At 32.6% G+C, this 19,733-nt stretch carries 15 protein-coding genes; 9 read left to right on the top strand and 6 right to left on the bottom strand.

The features are described from left to right. Positions 1-31: 31 nt before the first annotated feature. A complete protein-coding gene (locus C1X07_RS24080; protein ID WP_103072614.1) occupies positions 32-1,213 on the bottom strand; it encodes a Pycsar system effector family protein in 1,182 nt (393 codons plus the stop codon). 57 nt (positions 1,214-1,270) lie between these two features. On the opposite strand from C1X07_RS24080, the gene C1X07_RS24075 reads away from it, so the two are divergent. After that, positions 1,271-4,981, top strand: coding sequence for a metallophosphoesterase (locus tag C1X07_RS24075; protein WP_103072613.1), 3,711 nt, complete (start codon positions 1,271-1,273; stop codon positions 4,979-4,981). A gap of 70 nt (positions 4,982-5,051) precedes the next feature. On the opposite strand, the gene C1X07_RS24070 is transcribed toward C1X07_RS24075, so the two are convergent. The 4 genes from C1X07_RS24070 to C1X07_RS24055 form a co-directional block, all read right to left on the bottom strand. Continuing rightward, positions 5,052-5,516 (bottom strand): hypothetical protein, encoded by a 465-nt coding sequence (locus C1X07_RS24070; RefSeq protein WP_103072612.1) that lies wholly within the window; start codon positions 5,514-5,516, stop codon positions 5,052-5,054. 394 nt (positions 5,517-5,910) lie between these two features. Then, positions 5,911-6,786, bottom strand: a complete 876-nt coding sequence (locus tag C1X07_RS24065; protein ID WP_103072611.1) for an NHL repeat-containing protein — start codon at positions 6,784-6,786, stop codon at positions 5,911-5,913. Beyond that, a complete protein-coding gene (locus tag C1X07_RS24060) occupies positions 6,764-7,216 on the bottom strand; it encodes a Dps family protein (protein ID WP_103072610.1) in 453 nt (150 codons plus the stop codon). Before C1X07_RS24060 ends, C1X07_RS24065 begins: the two co-directional genes overlap by 23 nt. Before the next feature lie 96 nt (positions 7,217-7,312). Continuing rightward, entirely contained in the window at positions 7,313-7,864 is a 552-nt protein-coding gene (locus tag C1X07_RS24055; RefSeq protein WP_103072609.1) for an NUDIX hydrolase, read from the bottom strand. Between the two features lie 149 nt (positions 7,865-8,013). Here C1X07_RS24055 and C1X07_RS24050 point away from each other — a divergent pair, with 149 nt between their 5' ends. From C1X07_RS24050 to acs, 7 genes are all read left to right on the top strand, one after another. Next, on the top strand, positions 8,014-8,433 hold the full coding sequence (locus tag C1X07_RS24050; protein WP_103072608.1) for an IS1/IS1595 family N-terminal zinc-binding domain-containing protein: 420 nt from the start codon (positions 8,014-8,016) through the stop codon (positions 8,431-8,433). A gap of 123 nt (positions 8,434-8,556) precedes the next feature. Continuing rightward, on the top strand, positions 8,557-9,789 hold the full coding sequence (locus tag C1X07_RS24045) for a hypothetical protein (RefSeq protein WP_103072607.1): 1,233 nt from the start codon (positions 8,557-8,559) through the stop codon (positions 9,787-9,789). A gap of 12 nt (positions 9,790-9,801) precedes the next feature. Beyond that, on the top strand, positions 9,802-10,065 hold the full coding sequence (locus C1X07_RS24040; RefSeq protein ID WP_103072606.1) for a DUF4212 domain-containing protein: 264 nt from the start codon (positions 9,802-9,804) through the stop codon (positions 10,063-10,065). 90 nt (positions 10,066-10,155) lie between these two features. Beyond that, complete coding sequence (locus tag C1X07_RS24035; protein WP_103072605.1) at positions 10,156-11,943, top strand: sodium:solute symporter family protein; 1,788 nt, start codon at positions 10,156-10,158, stop codon at positions 11,941-11,943. A 290-nt stretch (positions 11,944-12,233) separates the two neighbouring features. Continuing rightward, entirely contained in the window at positions 12,234-14,921 is a 2,688-nt protein-coding gene (locus C1X07_RS24025) for a sensor histidine kinase (protein WP_103072603.1), read from the top strand. Between the two features lie 37 nt (positions 14,922-14,958). Next, positions 14,959-15,327, top strand: a complete 369-nt coding sequence (locus C1X07_RS24020) for a response regulator transcription factor (RefSeq protein ID WP_262494932.1) — start codon at positions 14,959-14,961, stop codon at positions 15,325-15,327. A 146-nt stretch (positions 15,328-15,473) separates the two neighbouring features. After that, positions 15,474-17,426 carry an acetate--CoA ligase gene (gene acs / locus C1X07_RS24015; RefSeq protein ID WP_103072602.1) on the top strand — a complete coding sequence of 651 codons (1,953 nt, stop codon included), beginning with the start codon at positions 15,474-15,476 and terminating at the stop codon, positions 17,424-17,426. A 61-nt stretch (positions 17,427-17,487) separates the two neighbouring features. Here the strand turns inward: acs and C1X07_RS24010 are convergent, their stop codons facing one another. Then, a complete protein-coding gene (locus tag C1X07_RS24010) occupies positions 17,488-18,579 on the bottom strand; it encodes a M42 family metallopeptidase (RefSeq protein WP_103072659.1) in 1,092 nt (363 codons plus the stop codon). A gap of 109 nt (positions 18,580-18,688) precedes the next feature. Here C1X07_RS24010 and C1X07_RS24005 point away from each other — a divergent pair, with 109 nt between their 5' ends. Then, on the top strand, positions 18,689-19,405 hold the full coding sequence (locus C1X07_RS24005; RefSeq protein WP_103072601.1) for a DUF4294 domain-containing protein: 717 nt from the start codon (positions 18,689-18,691) through the stop codon (positions 19,403-19,405). Positions 19,406-19,733: the final 328 nt, after the last annotated feature.

Here is a 19,733-nt window from a genome sequence, read left to right as displayed (position 1 = left end):
CTGTGTTTACTACAATTATTGATATATACGTTTATTGTAGCGTATTGAAAGCAATAATAAAGGAAACCACAGAAGTAATAATTCCGATCATAAAAACGGTATAAGTTATTCTAAGAATTTTATACTTTTTATGAAGCACTTTACCCAAAAAATAGAGATCTTTTATCATGGTATCATAAATATACTCTTTGTCTTCCATAAGTTCCCCCATGGCCCACTTATATTCCTCTAATGGCATTTTGTGAAAATTACCAAAGAATAATAGATTCACTTTTTTTTCTTCAATTTCTTTGCGTGTAAACTCACCACTTGTCACATTAGGTCGTGTGGCTAATACAGATAATACAATTGAGGCAATACAGAATATGATAAATATTAAAGTAGGGTATATCAAATATTGGTTAGAAGGATTATCAAGTTTAGGTATTAGATTGGATAACGCTAGCGATATAATGATGGCATTTACAGATAAAAGTATGTTGGCTTTTGTATCAGCAATATCACTTAATTTTAGATGATTCCTTAATGTAACTCTAAACAAGGTTTGAATTCCCTTCTCTGGACTTTCTTCTTTTATTAGTTTTTTTAGCTTATCCTTTTCTTTTTTCTTTTCTTTTTTTAAGATAGCCTGTTCTTTCAGCATTTTTGAAAGATTTTCTTCTTTTTTGGGTTTCCAGTGGGTAAGAGCATATTCGGTATAATAATGATGCTTGTTTTTGAACAAGTCAATATTAGATTTAAGCCAATCCGAAGCATTAAGATCTTTTATGTTATTAAGCTTAAATTCGCACCTTAATAGTTCACTTGTTTCTCCGTAATAATCTTTGGCAAAATGAGAAGCATCTGCATCTCTTATTATCTCTTCCATGAGATTTGTTGGCACATGATCCATCTTTGTAGCCATAATTTGAGAAGAAACCTTATTTATAATTTCTTCAGAAACATTTTGTTTGTTTAGATAATCTTTGGCTATTTCTACACTATGTTCTTCATGATTTTCTGAACTTTTAGAATATCCAGTATCATGTAATAGGGCAGTAAGTAGTAAAACTTCTTTATCTTCGCTAGACAAATTGGTGTTATCAATAATTTCTTTCGTACTTTTAAATACTCTTTTGGTGTGATCGTAATTATGGTATAAACAAGAGTTAGGGAGTTCTTTTTCAAAAAGCTCCGAAACAAAATGTTGTGTTTTTTCTAATAGAGAAGACATACTTTTTTATTTTTCGATAACCAAAATAATTAAAAAAAAGAGATTGTACTTCAAACAATGAATAAATATAATAAGATTCTGATTATTTGTGTTGCGTTACTACTTAGTTCTTGTGCAACATACTCTCCTCAATATAAAGTCGAAAACTTTAATAAAACATTACCTCAAGGAGATATAGAAAGAACATTTTACCTTGTAGGAGATGCTGGAAATGCTAAAATGAATCAAAGTACAGATGGGTTGTCAATTTTAGAAAAAGTCTTGGATACGGCTAAAACAAAAGGTGATTATTTGATTTTTTTGGGAGATAATATTTATCAAAAAGGAATGCCCAAAAAAGAATCTCCAGAAAGAGCTCTGGCAGAACATAGAATTGATGCGCAGATTAATGCTGTTGATAACTTTGACGGAGATGTTGTTTTTATTCCAGGGAATCATGACTGGTATAATAATGGAATAGAAGGCTTACAACGACAAGAAAAATATGTACTAAAGAAAACAGGAAAGAAAAAATCTTTTTTACCAGCAAAAGGATGTCCTATTGAAAGTGTAGAGGTTAGTGATAAAGTACATTTACTGATTCTGGATACACAATGGTATTTAGCCAACTGGGATAAGAACCCTACTATAAATGATAATTGTGATATCAAGACGCGAGAAAAATTCTTCTTGGAGGTAGAGGGTGAGTTAAAAAAACATAGTAAAAAGACTATTCTTGTAGCAATGCATCATCCAATGTTTACCAATGGGATACATGGAGGGAAGTTTAGTTTTGATAAGCATATTTTTCCTTCAAAAAAGAAAATACCGCTACCTGTGTTAGGAACGATAGCAGCTCAGATTAGATCACAGGGAGGGATCTCCTCGCAAGATTTATCAAATACACATTATAATAAATTGATGAGAAGACTGTCTACGATGACAAGAACATTGGATAAAGTTGTTTTGATTTCTGGTCATGAGCATTCTCTCCAATATATAGATAGTGATGGGATTAAACAGATTGTATCAGGTTCTGGATCAAAAGTTTCATCTGTTTCTTTAGGAAAAGATGGATTGTTTGCATATCCAGGGCAAGGTTTTGCAATTTTAGATTTGTATAAAGATGGATCGTCTAATGTTCGTTTTTTTGGAAATAATAATGGTAATCCAAAATTGGTATATCAAACCAAGGTACATGAAAAGGAAAAAGATTTTGACTTTAGCAATGTAAAAAACTCTTTTCGACCAGAAGTTTCTGCATCTATTTATACAAAAGATGAAGTGAAAAAATCAAAATTGTATCAATCAATGTGGGGTGATCATTATCGATATGTATATGGAACTGATATTAAGGTTCCTGTTGCAACTTTAGATACTCTTATGGGTGGTTTTACAATTGACAGGCAAGGAGGAGGTCAAGTAACAAGGTCTCTACGACTTATTGATAAAGAAGGAAAAAGATACAGTCTTAGAGCTATGCGAAAAAGTGTTACCCAGTTTCTTCAAAAAGGAGTATTCAAATACACACATCTAGACAATGGATTTGATGATACTCTTACAGAAGATTTGCTTTCTGATTTCTATACCTCCAGTTATCCTTATGCATTTTTGACAGTAGGTATCCTAGCCGATGCTATCGGGGTATACCATGCTAATCCTAGGTTGTATTATATCCCAAAACATCCTGCGCTAGGTAAGTATAATGAGACCTTTGGAGATGAAATATATTTTTTAGAAGAAAGACCTGGGAAAGAATATGGGGATGAAATTACTTTTGGTAAACCAGATGACATAGAAAGCACAGATGATTTATTAAGCAAACTTAGGAAGGATGAAAAATATCAAATGGATGAAGAGCATTATATACGGACAAGGCTTTTTGATATGATATTAGGAGATTGGGATCGTCATTCTGATCAATGGAGATGGGCAAGATTTGATAAAGATGAAGATGAAGAAGTAACCTATAGACCAATACCTAGAGATAGGGATCAAGTCTTTTCTAATTATGATGGAGCTCTTTTAGATGTTATAAAATTTGTTGTCCCATTAGCACGAAAATTCCAAGTGTATAATGGCGAACTTAAAAAAGTAAGATGGATTAATCAATCGGGATTGCCATTAGATAGAACTCTAACACAGAATTCAGGAAAAGATATTTGGATAAAACAAGCCAAATATATTAAAGAGAATCTTTCTGATCAGGATATTGAAAAAGCATTTACTTATCTTCCCGAAGAGCTTCAGGATACCAATATCGAAAAAATTAAAAATGATCTTAAAAAAAGAAGAGACCAAATTGAAGATATAGCAAACCGATATTACAAATATCTTTCAAGGCATGTTATTATTTTAGGAACAGACAAGGACGATCTTTTTGAAATACTTAGAGAAGATAACAAAACGATAGTAAAAGTTTCAAGAATTAAAGGCGATAAGAGGCAGGAACCATATAGTAGTAGAGTTTTTACTTCTAAAGAAACTAAAGAAATATGGATTTATGGATTAGATGATGATGATCGATTTGTGGTTAATGGCAAAGGAAAGAACCCAATAAAAATCCGAATAGTTGGGGGGCAGAATAATGATACATATGCTATAGAAAACGGAAAAAAGATAAAAGTATATGATCATAAGTCAAAACCGAATACTATAGAGAAAAAAAATAACGCCAAATTTATTTTTAGCAATATCTATGATTATAATGTATACGATTATGGCAAGTACGTAGATAGAACGAATACGATTACTCCCTTTATTGGTTTTAATCCAGATGATGGAGTAAATGTAAATGTTACCGATATGTATACCATAAAAGGCTTTAAAAACGATCCTTATCATAGTAGACATAGATTTAGAGCCGCTTATTATTTTCAAACAGAAGGGTATGATTTATCATACTCTGGAGAATTTGTAAAAGCATTAGGTAACTGGAATTTTTTATTAGATGCCGTATATACCAGTGAGAATTTTGCACAAAATTTCTTTGGTTTTGGTAATGATACTTTTAACCCTGATGAAGAGTTGGATTTAGATTACAATAGAGTAAAAACGGGGATATGGGCATTGGGTATTGGTATTGCTAAAAAAGACCGCTACGGAAATGAATTTTCTATTAAGTCTGCTTTTGAAGGTATTGAAGTTCAAAATACAGAAAACAGGTTTATTACATCAGGATTGGATTTTGTAAGTATTGATTCTGATTTTTTCGAAAGGAAGTATTTTACCAACTTGGATGTTATGTATAAGTTTGAAAGTTATGACAACATTATAAGCCCAACTAGAGGAATGTTATTTAAGTTGCAAACTGGAGTTAGAACTAATCTAGAGAATACAGATAGAACCTATGGGTATGTTTATCCAAGATTCACTTTATATAATGCGATAACTAGAGATAGAAAACTAGTGTTAAAAACAGATATGATTGGCGAGCTTAATATTGGTGATGATTTTGAGTTTTATCAGGGAACTAGCTTGGGAGGAACAAAAGGATTAAGAGGGTATAGAGAAGAGCGTTTTACAGGAGAAAGTGCATTGGCATTTAATGGAGATTTAAGATATAGTTTTAATAAGTTTAAAACAGGTTTACTACCAATACAATTAGGTGTCTTTGGAGGTTATGATATTGGTAGAGTATGGTTAGATGGAGAAGATTCTGATCTATGGCATGATTCTGTTGGAGGAGGAATATGGCTTAATGCAATTGATACAATAGGAGGGCAGTTTGGTGTGTTTTCTAGTGACGAGGGATTACGATTTACTTTTGGTTTTGGTATGAGTCTTTAAAAAAACAATAAGAAATTAAGTGCAAAGATTATGGTGCACTTAATTTCTTATTGGATTAGTTTTAGAGATTTTAAAAATTGCTAGTACTACTTGCAACTTTAGTGTCTAATGTAGGTTTGTGGCTCATTAGTACGGTCGGGTTTTCAATTTTTAGATAACGATAATTACTATTGGTTTCATACCCATTTTCAAGAATAGAAGACTTCACTACAATAGTTGGCTCTTTACTTCTTTTTGATTTAGTTATTGCGGTAATTGGATAATCATAAGATCCGGCAGCTATAATTTTGGCGCCATTTTCAATTATGAAAACTATTTTTTCCTTGTTATCACTTTTTAAAATAACACCTTCTTCTATAGTAAGAGTAGATCCATTAGATATTTTAATATCATCAGAAATAGTGTAAGTTGTGTTTTTTAATAAAGTAGTATTTTCAGACAAAGTGCTTGGTAAAACTTGTGTATCATTTTGAGAAACTGCCAAATTAGACAGTAAAACAATAATAATGAATTTTGAAAAATAATTTTTTTTCATAGTAGTATAATATTTTGGGGTTATATTAAATTTATAAAATGTAACACATTACCGTTTCAAAAGTAAGGTTTTACCTTCTAATATAATGAATATTATTAACATTTTATGCTGTTTGTCTGGTATAATTGTTTATAAACGAGTTGATAAGTGGTTTTGTGTCATTGTTTAACTCTTACTTTAAGCAGCGTATCTCCTATGTCTACTGAGGTAGACTATCAAGGTGTTGTTAAGAAAAGTTAATTTACAAATTGTTAATAAGTTATTTCTTTGGTGTAAATATTTGATTTTCATTATGTTGAATATAGCATAAAAGGAAAAACAAGAAGTAAATGTGTAATGTTGATTTTAGTTTGCGTTAATAGGGCTTATGAAGCTAAGGTTATAGAATTGAAACTTACTTAAGTTTATACTTATACATTTTTGCTTTTCTATGTCCCATTTTTTCATCTGTTATAAAGAGAGTAGAATCATTTTTAAAACAGATCCCTTCTTTTTGAGTACTGTGGTTCAGTTTTATTTCTTGAACGTTCCCTTCAAATAATTGGTCGTTTTTAAAATTGGTAAGCAAGTATACTTTGTTATGTGTAAGAAGGGCAATTTTGTTTCCAGATCGATTAATCGCGGCACCCGTAATTAGACATTCAGAAGAGGAAGTACAAGTTTTATAAGATCCAATCAATTTAGCCATATATTTTCCTGGTTGCGCAGAAACTTTATATAGCTTAGTAATTCCTTTAGACTTTTTACTTCTATTTTTTGTAAATAGATAAAAATTTCCATTTAGATAAATGAAAGCTTCAACATCAAAGTTTAGATTTTTTTTCTTAGGAGGGAATTTCTTTTGATCTTCAAAAATAAACTCGATAGTTGAGACAGTAATACTATTTGATATAACCCCAGAAACTCTATAAATTTTTAGATCTTTTCTACTATTACTGTTATTTCCGAAATCGCCAATATATATGTTATTTTCTTGATCATAAGCCAAATCTTCCCAGTCAATATTTTTGGTTTTTGGGATTTTGATTTGTTGTAAAATTTCACCTTTTTGATTTAAACTAAATAGAGTATTATCATTTCCAGAATCATTAATGGCATATACTCTATTATCAGACAACATCGTTATACCTGATATCTCATTAAGATCTTTGGGTAAAGTATTAATCTTAATTATATCTGTTTTTTTACCCTTTTGACAACTAACGGTTATAGTCATCAAAAGGATAAGGTACGAGAGTTTTAATATTTTAATTTCGTTGATTCCAGGCATTGAGCATCCAACTTGTTTTTTCCAGTTCTCCAATGTATGTACCGGTGATATCTAATGTGCCATCATCATTGGCACTTTCTGCAGCCAAAGTAACTATTTTTAGTTGTTTTAAAAGGATATTGTGGTCATCAAGAATAGCGGTTACCATTTCATGATCTACAAGGGATGAATCTGCTTCGCTTATATTTGAAAGATCTAAATACGAACTAAAATTGCTAACAGGTTTTCCTCTAAGTGTAAGAATCCTTTCGGCAATTTCATCTATTTTTAATTTAGCATCTTCATAAAATTCTTCAAATTTTACATGAAGCTCAAAAAAATGTGGTCCCGTAATATTCCAATGAAAATTTCTAAGCTTTTGATAGTGCATATGGTAATCTGATAACAATATGTTTAAAGCTTTTATAGTGTCAGTGTTCAAATTATTCATAGTTTTTATCTATTGTTTTTTTGTTTTCAATACAAAATTATTATAATAAAATAAGAATATATGAAGTTACGATAGTTAGTTGTAATAGGTGTATTGCTATAATTGATTTATGATTTTATTAAGAATAAAACTATAGTAAACGTCACCATGTGGTACGTATACTTGGTTTTTATATGGATCCATGAGAATGTTAGCTAATTTGTCTATGGGTATTAAAGCAGTATCAGCTACTTCTTCTTTTTGAAGAGTTAAAGCGCTTATAGGGAAGTTGAGAAGAGATATATAAATATGATGAAACTCGTTATCATAAATTCCAGGCTTAGGTGTTTTTTCTGCTAGATGTATTCCTATGAAATGTAATTCTTCTCTTGATATCGATATTCCTATTTCTTCGTTAATTTCTCTAATTGCAGAATTTTCAGGAGTTTCTCCCGATCCAATATGACCAGCCACAGAAACATCCCATAAACTTGGATATGTATCTTTATTATCTGCTCTTTTTTGGACTAATACTTTTCCTTGTTTTGTGAAAAACCAAATATGCACACTAGCATGATATAACCCTAATCGATGAGCCTCTGACTTCAGTTTTATTTCTCCGGTTAAATTTCCTGAGGTAGAGAGAATGTCTATTAATTCATCTGCCATTTGAAGGTTGTAATTAAATGTTAAAAATGAGTAATTAAAGGATTTATTTCAATAAATACCTAATAAAAGTTAAAAATATCTATAATAAACATTAAATAGTTGTTATATTTTTATTGCTAAAATGATATATTTATGCAAAATAAATATATATGCACCCAAAAACTTGTCCCAACTGTGGTTCGTCTGAGTATATAAAAAGTGGTATTATAAACCAAAGACAACGCTATCGTTGTAAGAACTGCAATTATTATTTTACCGTAAACAAATTAGGGAAAAAGATTGATGATTATTACGTTAATAAAGCATTACAGCTATATCTAGAAGGGCTAACCTATCGAGAGATCGAACGTATACTTGGCATTTCTCATGTAAGTGTGATTAACTGGGTAAAAAAATACAATATAAAAAGACCGTATAACTCCCAATATCATCCTACATATAAGATTTTGAACGCTTTGGAGTTGGCTAATTATTTCCAATCTCCTGATAATATACAAGGAGCTGGAGTAATTGTAACAGAGTTGGGAGATAAGTTTATGCTAATTAAATGGGAACGGTTTAGAGAATAACTATAGTATTTAGCAAATAACTATATCATTTTTTATTGCCAGATATAATTTTTAGAATTTTAACAAGTGCACAAGGCTACATAATGTAGTATTAATCATTTCTACAAATCAAATTCTTTAATTATGAAAAATCTCATATTACTACTTTTACTAAGTGGTTTTTTGGTTTCGCACTCAGCTTTTTCCCAAGGATCTCCGGATTATACAGGTGGTCTAAAGGTTAAACTTAATGAAGACGGCTCAAAATACTTCAGGATAATTTCGTGGGCTCAATTTTGGGCAAGATACACAGATGATGTTCCTGATGATCAAAGTAGTACTGATCTCAGCATTCGCAGAGCACGAATTCTAATGTATTCTCAAATAAGTAAAGACTTTTTAATTTTAACTCACTTTGGTCTAAACAGTCTAAATGCAGACAATTTACACCCAGTTGGTAAAGGTGATAGTTCGCAGCTTTTCTTTCATGGCGTATGGGCTCAATATAGCTTAGGAGCAAACCATGCCCTTGGAGGAGGTTTACATTATTGGAACGGTATTTCTCGTCTCAATAATCAAAGTACCCTTAACATTATGACATTAGATAATAATAGGCAATCGTGGGCAAACATAGGATTGTCAGATCAGTTTGCACGTCATATTGGTATTTATGCAAAGGGATCTTTTGGGAAACTACAATATAGAGTTGCTATAAACGAGTCAATAACAAATAACCTTCAGGAATCTACAGACCCAGTAGCGGGTGGACAATCAGTCTATGCCGGAAGAAGGCTATTAGGATCCAAGGACGCCGGAAAAAACTTTGCCGGCTATTTTGACTATAATTTTATGGATCAGGAATCCAATTTTTTACCTTATAAAGTTGGATCTTATTTAGGAGGGAAAAAAGTTTTTAATGTTGGAGCAGGTTTTTTCTATCATCCAGAAGGAAGCGTCTTTGCGAATGCAGACGGAACTTTGGAAGGAGAAGATGTTGCCATCTTTGCCGTTGATGCATTCTATGATGCACCTTTGGGAGAGAACGGTTCGGCAATAACAGCGTATGCCACATATCAAAACAATGATTATGGAAAAAATTATACTCTGGGACAAACTTATGAAACCGGATCTATGCTCTACGGGCACGTAGGTTATCTGATTCCAAATGATAATAAGAAAATTAAATTTCAACCTTATTCATCTTTCAACCTAAGATCCATAGATGCTATTGATGACAATGCAACAACATTTGGTGTTGGAGCCAATGCATATTTCAGTGGTCACAATTCAAAACTAACTTTAGAATATCTCAATACAAAATATGGTGATAATGATGCTCAAAGTTTTGTTACCTTACAAGCAATGATCTATCTCTAAAACAAAATAATTATGTCTGAAAAACAACAAAAGGCTAGTGCCTACTGGAAAGAAAATGTAAGATACTTATTCATTCTACTTGCAATATGGTTTGCTGTATCATATGGCGCCGGTATACTTTTTAAAGATGCGTTAAATCAATTTCGTATGGGAGGTTTTCCTGTTGGTTTTTGGTTTGCGCAACAGGGGTCCATCTATGTATTCGTGATTTTGATCTTCGTTTACGTACGATTGATGAACAAATTGGATAAGAAATACGGTTATGATAAAGATTAAGTAGTTAGATAATTGTATGAACAGAAAAAGTAGAGTATTCTATTGTTTTCAAACAATATCTAGGATTATAAACAACTAAAAAAATATATTATGAGTGTTCAAATTTGGACTTATATTCTGGTAGGATTAACCTTTGCCTTGTATATAGGAATTGCGATCTGGTCGAGGGCAAGTTCGACAAAAGATTTTTATGTTGCAGGAGGAGGAGTATCGCCCTTAGCTAACGGAATGGCAACTGCAGCGGATTGGATGAGTGCAGCTTCGTTTATTTCTATGGCTGGTATTATAGCATTTTCGGGTTACGATGGTGCTGTATATTTAATGGGATGGACAGGAGGATATGTACTGTTAGCATTACTGTTAGCTCCTTATTTAAGAAAATTTGGAAAATTTACTGTTCCAGATTTTATAGGTGATAGATATTACTCAAAAACAGCCAGATCGGTAGCAGTCTTCTGTGCATTACTGGTGTCTTTTACATATGTTGCTGGTCAGATGCGTGGTGTGGGAATTGTATTTTCCAGATTTCTAGAGGTAGATATAAACACTGGAGTAATCATAGGAATGATTATTGTACTTTTTTATGCAGTATTGGGAGGTATGAAAGGAATTACATATACCCAGGTAGCCCAATATTGTGTGCTTATTTTTGCATTTATGGTACCTGCTATATTCATCTCAATTCAGATGACTGGAAATCCAGTGCCACAACTTGGATTCGGAGATACAATTGCAGATGGGTCGGGGACATACTTGTTGGATAAATTAGATGGATTAAGTACAGAGTTAGGGTTTTCAGAATATACCAATGGTTCTAAATCGGTATTAGATGTTTTTGCAATAACCTTGGCATTAATGGTTGGTACTGCAGGATTACCGCATGTGATTGTTAGGTTTTTTACAGTAAAAAGAGTTAGAGATGCTCGTAAATCCGCTGGATATGCATTATTACTAATAGCAATCTTGTATACAACTGCACCTGCTGTAGCTGTTTTTGCAAAAACAAATTTGATTGAGTCTGTACAAAATAAACAATATGAAGAACTTCCATTATGGTTTAAAAACTGGGAAGATACAGGTCTGCTGGGATGGACAGATAAAAATGGCGATGGGCAAGTGCAGTATGCTAATGGGCATGCTGTAATTGGAAATAAGAATAAACCAGAATTCGATGGTAAAAACCGTGGAGAACACGGGGAGCGTATGATTACTAATGTAAATGCTGCAACCAAGAATGAACTTTTTGTTGATAGAGATATTATGGTTCTGGCAAATCCAGAAATAGCAAATCTTCCTAATTGGGTGATCGCTCTAGTGGCTGCAGGAGGACTAGCAGCAGCGTTATCTACAGCAGCCGGATTATTGTTAGTGATTTCATCATCGGTATCACATGACCTTATCAAAAAAATGATTAAGCCAGATATTTCTGAAAAAGGAGAGTTAATAGCAGCACGTCTTTCTGCTGTAGCTGCAGTGTGTGTAGCTGGATATTTTGGAATTAACCCACCAGGTTTTGTGGCAGCAGTTGTAGCTCTGGCATTTGGTTTGGCTGCGGCCTCATTTTTTCCGGCAATTGTACTTGGGATATTCTACAAAAGAATGAATAAAGAAGGTGCTATTGCAGGTATGGTAGTAGGTATCTTATGTATGCTATTATATATGATTAAGTATAAACTAGGATGGTTTGATGAAACTCTTCCTCCATCAAGTGAATGGTGGTTCGGGATCTCTCCAGAAGGATTTGGAGCTGTAGCAATGGTAATCAATTTTGTAATTTCATTAGTGGTTTCTGGATTTACATCTGCACCTCCAAAAGATGTACAGGAAATCGTAGAGAATATCAGAATTCCGAGTGGAGCTGGAGAAGCAACACATTAAACAAATGATTTAACCCCAGATAGGCTTTACAGTCTATCTGGGTTATTTATAAGGTGAAATTAAAAATGATTAAATTTAGGATAGTTATAAAAGTGTAAAAAGTATGAAGAAACGTCATCAACAAAAAATGGTTATACTTTCTATTACATTACTTTTTCTATTTAATGTTCCATTGATATTTATGTTTAATCATTCTGGGAGCATTTTTGGTTTTCCGATACTTTATTTTTTTGTGTTTTTGATTTGGGCGATTTCAATTTTGGTTTCATTTATAATCTTGAAAAAGTTTTATGAATAGTTATATTTTAATATTCATAATTATAGGATATCTATTGCTTTTATTTGGTATAGCATATTGGGCAGAAAAAAAAGCAAAAAGGTCTTGGGTTAATAATCCTTATGTGTATACATTGTCACTCGCGGTATATTGTTCGGCTTGGACATATTATGGCAGTGTTGGAATAGCGGCAACTTCGGGAGTTAGCTTTTTAACTACATATTTAGGTCCAGTAATTGCATTTCCAATTTGGATTGTTGTTTTAAAAAAAATAATTAAAATTTCGAAACAACATAAGTTATCCAGTATTGCAGATTTTATATCATTAAGATATGGTAACGACCGTTTTTTGGGAGCGCTAGTAACTATTATTTGTGTTTTAGGGGTATTACCTTATATATCATTGCAACTTAAAGCAATTTCAGAGACTTTTGGTATTATTTCTGAAGACCCCGTTAATTCATCAGGAACAATTTTTAATGATTCTACATTTTATATAGCAGTTTTATTGGCAGTATTTGCTGCTTTTTTCGGTACAAGAGCTACAGATGCTACCCGAAGCAGGCAAGGAATTGTTTTTTCGGTAGCTGTAGAATCTGTTATTAAACTTATTTTTTTCCTGGGAGTAGGAGGGTATGTTACTTATTTTCTTTTTGATGGTACAACCGATATCTATGATCAAATATCTACGACAGAAGATTTTAAGTTTTTAACTACATTCGATAGCCTAGAATCAGGGGTTAATTGGTACTTTATGATAGCATTGTCTTTTTTAGCAATTTTTTTGTTACCTAGACAATTTCATCTCTCTGTAATAGAAAACACAAGCAAAAAGCACCTTAAAACAGCTATTTGGATGTTTCCTTTGTATTTATTACTCTTTAATGTGTTCGTTATTTTTATAGCATGGGGAGGCAAGTTACGCCTTGGTGATAGCGCTAATCCCGACTACTACTCATTGTTACTTCCCCTACAAAATGGTGATGTCTTTTTGGCAACATTGGTTTTCTTAGGTGGCTTTTCAGCAGTGATTTCTATGGTAGTGGTTTCTACGTTGGCATTATCTACAATGCTCAGTAATAATTTGGTTATTCCATACGGCTTCTTAGATAAATTTAGTAAAAGTCACCCAGAGCGTAATGCTAACTATATTAAGAATATCAGACGGATAGCTATCTTTTGCTTAATACTAGGAGCATATTTTTTCTATATCAATTTCAATATTGAATTGTCACTATTCTCAATTGGGCAATTATCATTTGTAGTTATAGCGCAATTAGCACCTTCGTTTTTTATAGGATTATTCTGGAATAGAGGATCTTCTATCGCTGCAAAATTGGGCATTATTGTAGGAACACTTGTTACTAGTTATACACTCGTTTTACCCTTTGTGCTAGATACTATATTTGGCAATATGAACTTTATAGTATACGGACCTTTTGAAATTGGAATTTTAAGACCCTATGCATTGTTCGGTATAGATTTTCTTAACCCCGTTACGCATGCCTTTTTTTGGAGTTTCTTTTCTAATTGCATTGTATATCTGGGGGTCTCAATATCTTTTAAAGGAAATTATAGAGAACGTAATTATGGAGAGATGTTTGTGAATAGTAACTATAATTCTTTGCAAGAAAATGCATTCGTATGGAAGGGAGAAGCTTACGTTTCAGATATTAGAAAGGTATTAAATCGATTTTTGGGAGAAGAGCGTACAGAACGTGCATTAAACTTATTCTACCTTAAATACAATCTCCCGAAAGATGCTAAATCAGCAGATGCCAGGTTAATTAACTTTTCAGAAAAATTATTAACAGGAAGCATTGGAAGTGCTTCTTCTCGAATTTTAATATCTAGCGTGGTAGAAGAACAACCTGTAACCTTAGTAGAAGTTCTTGAAATTTTGGAAGAAAATAAAAAGACAATCTCTTCTAATAAGTTTTTGAAACAAAAATCTGATGAATTAACTCAGCTTACTAATGATTTGAAAGAGGCTAATGAGGAACTTACTCTTCATGATAAATTGAAAGATGAATTCTTGGATACCGTTGCCCACGAGCTAAAAACACCAATCACATCTATTAGAGCAGCATCAGAGGTGTTATTAGATGATAACAGTATGCCAATTAAGTTACGAACTCAGTTTTTGGCAAATATTATGGATGATTCAGAACGCCTTGGAAAACTAATTAATAATATATTAGATTTAGAAAAATTAGCATCGGGAAGGGAAATACTGGATAAAAAAATTAATAACCTTAATCTTACTATTGATAAAGCAGTATCCGGAGTGCATGCCATAGCGGAGAAAAAAAATATTAAGATTATGACCTCAAAACCTGTTGAAGCTCTTTTTGCAAGATATGACGAAGATAGAATTCTTCAGGTATTTACAAATATATTATCCAATGCAATTAAATTTATTGAAAAGAAAGATGGAATTGTAAAAATATCTTCTGAGAAAAATCAAGGTTCTATCCGGATCAGTATTGAAGATAACGGAAAAGGAATTCTTGCCGAGGATATGAAATATATTTTTGATAAATTTTACCAATCAAAAAATCAAAATGTCAAAAAACCGGCAGGAAGTGGTTTTGGTTTGGCGATAAGTAAACAAATTGTCGAAGGTCATAATGGTAAAATATGGGCAGATGAGAGTTGCAAGGCTGGGGCTCGTTTTATTATTGAAATTCCTAATGGATAGTGAAAACGTAGAAATTTATAATATAAAAGATTAAATTTTGAATAAAAAAAAGATACTAATAGTTGATGACGAACCAAATATTGTTATGTCTTTAGAGTATGCATTTAAGAAAAATGATTTTGAAGTTTTTATAGCTCGCGATGGTAGTGAAGCTATTGAAATATTGAAATCGAAAACTCCAGATGTTGTTTTGCTGGATATTATGATGCCTAATATAGATGGGTATCAGACCTTAGAGCATATAAGATCAAATGCAAGTACCAAAAATATTAAAGTAATATTCTTAACAGCGAAAAATAAAACCTCTGATGTCGAAAAAGGACTGGCAATGGGAGTTGATAAATATTTAACTAAACCATTTTCAATTAAAAAAATTATGAAAGAAATTAATGAACTAATCACTTAAATAGTGTTAAAAAATCTAATTATTTAGAGTAGTGTAGCCCGGTTTTACCGTTGTTTGCACCCAAAAAATAGTTACTTGTCGATAAATTTTTGTCGATGAGATGTTTTAAAAGAATTTAATAGACCAAAATCACAAAATCGCAGATCATGAAAATAAAAGACACGCTTCAACTTAGTTCTTTTGCAGAATATAAAGAAGCATATCAGGAGAGTATTAATAATCCCGAAAAATTTTGGGATGCCATTGCAGAAAAATTTTATTGGCATAAACGATGGGATAAAACATTGCAATGGGATTTTACCAAACCTGAAGTAAAATGGTTTGAAGGTGGTAAATTAAACATTACAGAAAACTGTTTAGATAGACATTTGGAGAAATTTGGTAATAAAACCGCTATAATATGGGAACCTAATGACCCAACAGAAGAATCTAGACACATTACATACAAACAACTTCATGTAAAAGTTTGTCATTTTGCCAATGTTTTAAAAAACAACGGTATCAAAAAGGGAGATAGGGTCTGCTTGTATATGCCTATGATTCCCGAGTTAGCAATTGCAATGTTGGCTTGTGCTAGAATTGGAGCAGTACACTCTATTGTGTTTGCAGGGTTTTCTAGTACGGCTATTGCCAGTCGTATTAATGACTCCGAGTGTAAAATGTTGATCACAGCTAATGAAGTGTATAGAGGAGCAAAACCTGTGAAGTTAAAAGAGATGTGTGATGAAGCTTTAAAAACCACACCATCTATAGAAACAGTTATTGTGTATAGAAGAACCGTGGAGCCAACTCCAATGCAAGAAGGTAGAGATAAATTTTGGTTTGATGAGCTTCAAAAGGTAGAAAAAGAGTGCCCCGCTGAAGTAATGGATGCAGAAGATATGTTGTTTATATTGTATACCTCTGGTTCTACCGGTAAACCAAAAGGAATGGTGCATACTATTGGAGGATATATGGTGTATACTACTTATACCTTTGCAAATGTGTTTCAATGTGATCATTTTGCTCCTACAGGACAAGATATTCATGCCAAAAAACAAGATGATGTTTATTGGTGTACTGCAGATATTGGATGGATTACAGGACATTCTTACATAATTTATGGACCATTAGCAGCAGGAGCAACAACAGTAATGTTTGAAGGGGTGCCTAGTTACCCAGATTATGGGCGTTTTTGGGAAATTTGTGATAAACTTAATGTAACTCATTTTTATACAGCACCAACAGCAATTAGGGCTCTAGCAAAACAACCCTTAGAATTAGTAGAAAAACATAACCTTTCATCTATTAAGGTTCTTGGATCGGTAGGAGAACCAATTAATGAAGAAGCTTGGCACTGGTATAATGATAATATTGGTAAAGGAAACTCACCAATAGTTGATACTTGGTGGCAAACAGAAACAGGAGGTGTGATGATTTCACCACTAGCAGGGATTACACCAACACGACCAACATTTGCGACATTACCATTGCCAGGTATTCAACCAGTTTTGATGGATGCTGAAGGAAATGAAATAGAATTTAAGTCCAAAAGTTCAGAAGGAAGGTTGGCTATAAAGTTCCCGTGGCCATCTATTGCAAGAACAATTTATGGAGACCATCAGCGATACAAAGATGTATATTTCTCTACATATGAAAATATGTATTTTACTGGAGATGGAGCATATAGAGATGCCACAGGTAATTATAGAATAACAGGTAGAGTAGATGATGTGGTGATCGTGTCTGGACACAATTTAGGAACTGCACCAATAGAAAATGCTATTAATGAACATTTGGCTGTTGCAGAATCTGCAATTGTTGGTTTTCCTCATGATGTTAAAGGAACGGCGTTGTATGCGTATGTTACATTATATGATAACCAAATTGCAGATGAAGGATTAATTAGTGAAATAAGAAAGCAAGTTTCAGATACTATTGGTCCTATTGCAAAACCAGATAAGGTTCAGTTTGTAACAGGATTACCAAAAACACGAAGCGGTAAAATAATGAGAAGAATATTACGTAAAATAGCTTCAAAAGATACTTCTAATCTAGGAGATACATCTACATTGCTTAACCCCGATGTGGTAAAAGAAATAATGGATAATGTTGTTTAGAAGAAAATAAACTAAAAACCCTCGTTAAATACGAGGGTTTTTTTATTTGTCGAAAAAACAGTTACTTTTTAAAATAACTAAAAGTCTCTCCTGATTTAATATTGAGTAAACTCTCGTAAATAAGTTTTATTACATTTTCTACATCATCTCTGTGTACCATTTCTACAGTAGTGTGCATATAGCGTAGAGGTAAAGAGATAAGAGCAGAGGCTACACCTCCATTGCTATAAGCAAAAGCATCCGTATCGGTTCCAGTCATTCTACTTGATGCCATACGTTGAAAAGGAATCTTTTTATCTTCTGCAGTATCGATAAGAAGTTCTCTAAGTCTGTTTTGTACCGCGGGAGCATATGAGATTACAGGTCCATCTCCGATTTTGGTTTCCCCTTGAGTTTTCTTTTCTATCATAGGAGTGGTGGTATCATGACAAACATCAGTAACAATAGCTACATTAGGTTTGATAGTTTGTGTAATCATTTCTGCCCCTCGTAAGCCGATTTCCTCTTGTACAGAATTAGTAATATATAATCCAAAAGGAAGCTTATCTTTATTCTCACTAAGTAAACGAGCTACTTCAGCAATCATAAAGCCTCCCATACGATTATCAAGAGCTCTACAAACAAATTTATCTTTATTCAAAATAAAGAACTCGTCTGGATAAGTAATTACGCAACCTACGTGGACTCCTAGTTTTAGAACTTCTTCTTTAGTGTTACACCCTACATCAATACAAATGTTTTCAAGAGTTGGAGCTTGTTCTTTAGAACCTTTTCTGGTGTGTATGGCGGGCCAGCCAAAAACACCTTTCACAATACCTTTTTTGGTATGGATATTAACTCGTTTAGAAGTCGCTATTTGATGATCACTCCCTCCATTCCTTATTACATAGATAAGACCATTGTCTGTAATATAGTTTACATACCATGAAATCTCATCTGCATGCCCCTCTATAACAACTTTGTATTTTGCTTTGGGATTGATAACACCAACTGCGGTTCCGTATGTGTCAGTGATAAATTCATCTACATATGGTTTTAAGTAGTTCATCCATATTTTTTGCCCTTCCCATTCATATCCCGTTGGAGCAGGGTTATTAAGGTATTTTTCAAGAAAAGTCAAAGACTTTTTATTTAGAATGCTTTTTTTTGCCATAGTATTATCTGGTTTTATTGCGAAAATAACAATATTCACATTCATTTTACAGTTTACAATTGGTTAATTGTTAATTTTGGAACAATTTTAGAAAGTCTCGTAATCTATTATGCTAAAACACGTATTACATATAATATTGATCATGCTTACTTCTGTGGTTAGCGCTCAAAAAGGAAAAGAAAAGCCTGTGGATACAACCATAGTAGATACTGCTGGGTATGTGCAGTATTATATTATAGAGGGGGATACTATCCCTCATGAAGCTATAGATCTTGATGAAGTGATTATTTTAAGAAAACTAAAATTTAAAAATAAATTAGCTAGAAGAAAATATCTTATTCTAAGGCGTAAGACTAGAAAAGTGTACCCTTATGCAAAATTGGCATCTGATAGATTGATTACTTTGAATAAAAGATTAGAAGGGATAGGGACTAAGAGATCAAAAAAAAAGTATATCAAAATACTTCAAAAATATATGGAAGAGGAGTTTACTGCAGAATTAAAGAAGCTTACTCGTACTGAAGGACAAATATTAGTGAAGTTAATTCATCGTCAAACAGGAAGAACCATGTTTAAACTTGTTAAAGAGTATAGAAGTGGCTGGAGAGCATTTTGGTATAATAACACTGCTAAACTTTTTAATATCTCACTAAAGGAAGAATATGACCCTATTAATGTAGAAGAAGATTACTGGATTGAAGATATATTACAGCGTAGTTTTCAATCTAGTATTCTGGAGGAACAAAAGACTGCATTGGATTTTAGTTTTTATGATTTAAGAGATAAGTGGACAAGTGAAAAAGATGCTTCTTCAGTAAAGAATTGAGATCAGGTTTAGCATAAATATGTTGAGGGACTCATAATTGAAATAAGATAAAATCAACATTGAGGTTTTAGAAGGAACAAAAAGTAGAATAAATCTATTATTTTTTTGATTAATTTTAGTATCTTCGCTTTCTATCTTTTTTAAAATCAGCGCATTGTTATTTTAATGTAAAAAAACTGTAAAAAAGGTGTTGTGTATGAGGTAAAGAGTTGTATGTTTGCACCCGCAAAACGGGCTATTGTTTTGCTTTGTTCATTGAGGATATTTATTGCTAAAAGAGTTTGATATTTTTTTAAAATATTTATAAAAAAAAGTTCTTGTCAGAATA

This window comes from Aquimarina sediminis, assembly GCF_002895435.1.
Taxonomy (GTDB): domain Bacteria; phylum Bacteroidota; class Bacteroidia; order Flavobacteriales; family Flavobacteriaceae; genus Aquimarina; species Aquimarina sediminis.
Note: the sequence above shows the minus strand (reverse complement) of the source record. Positions and strands in the feature narration are given on the sequence as shown.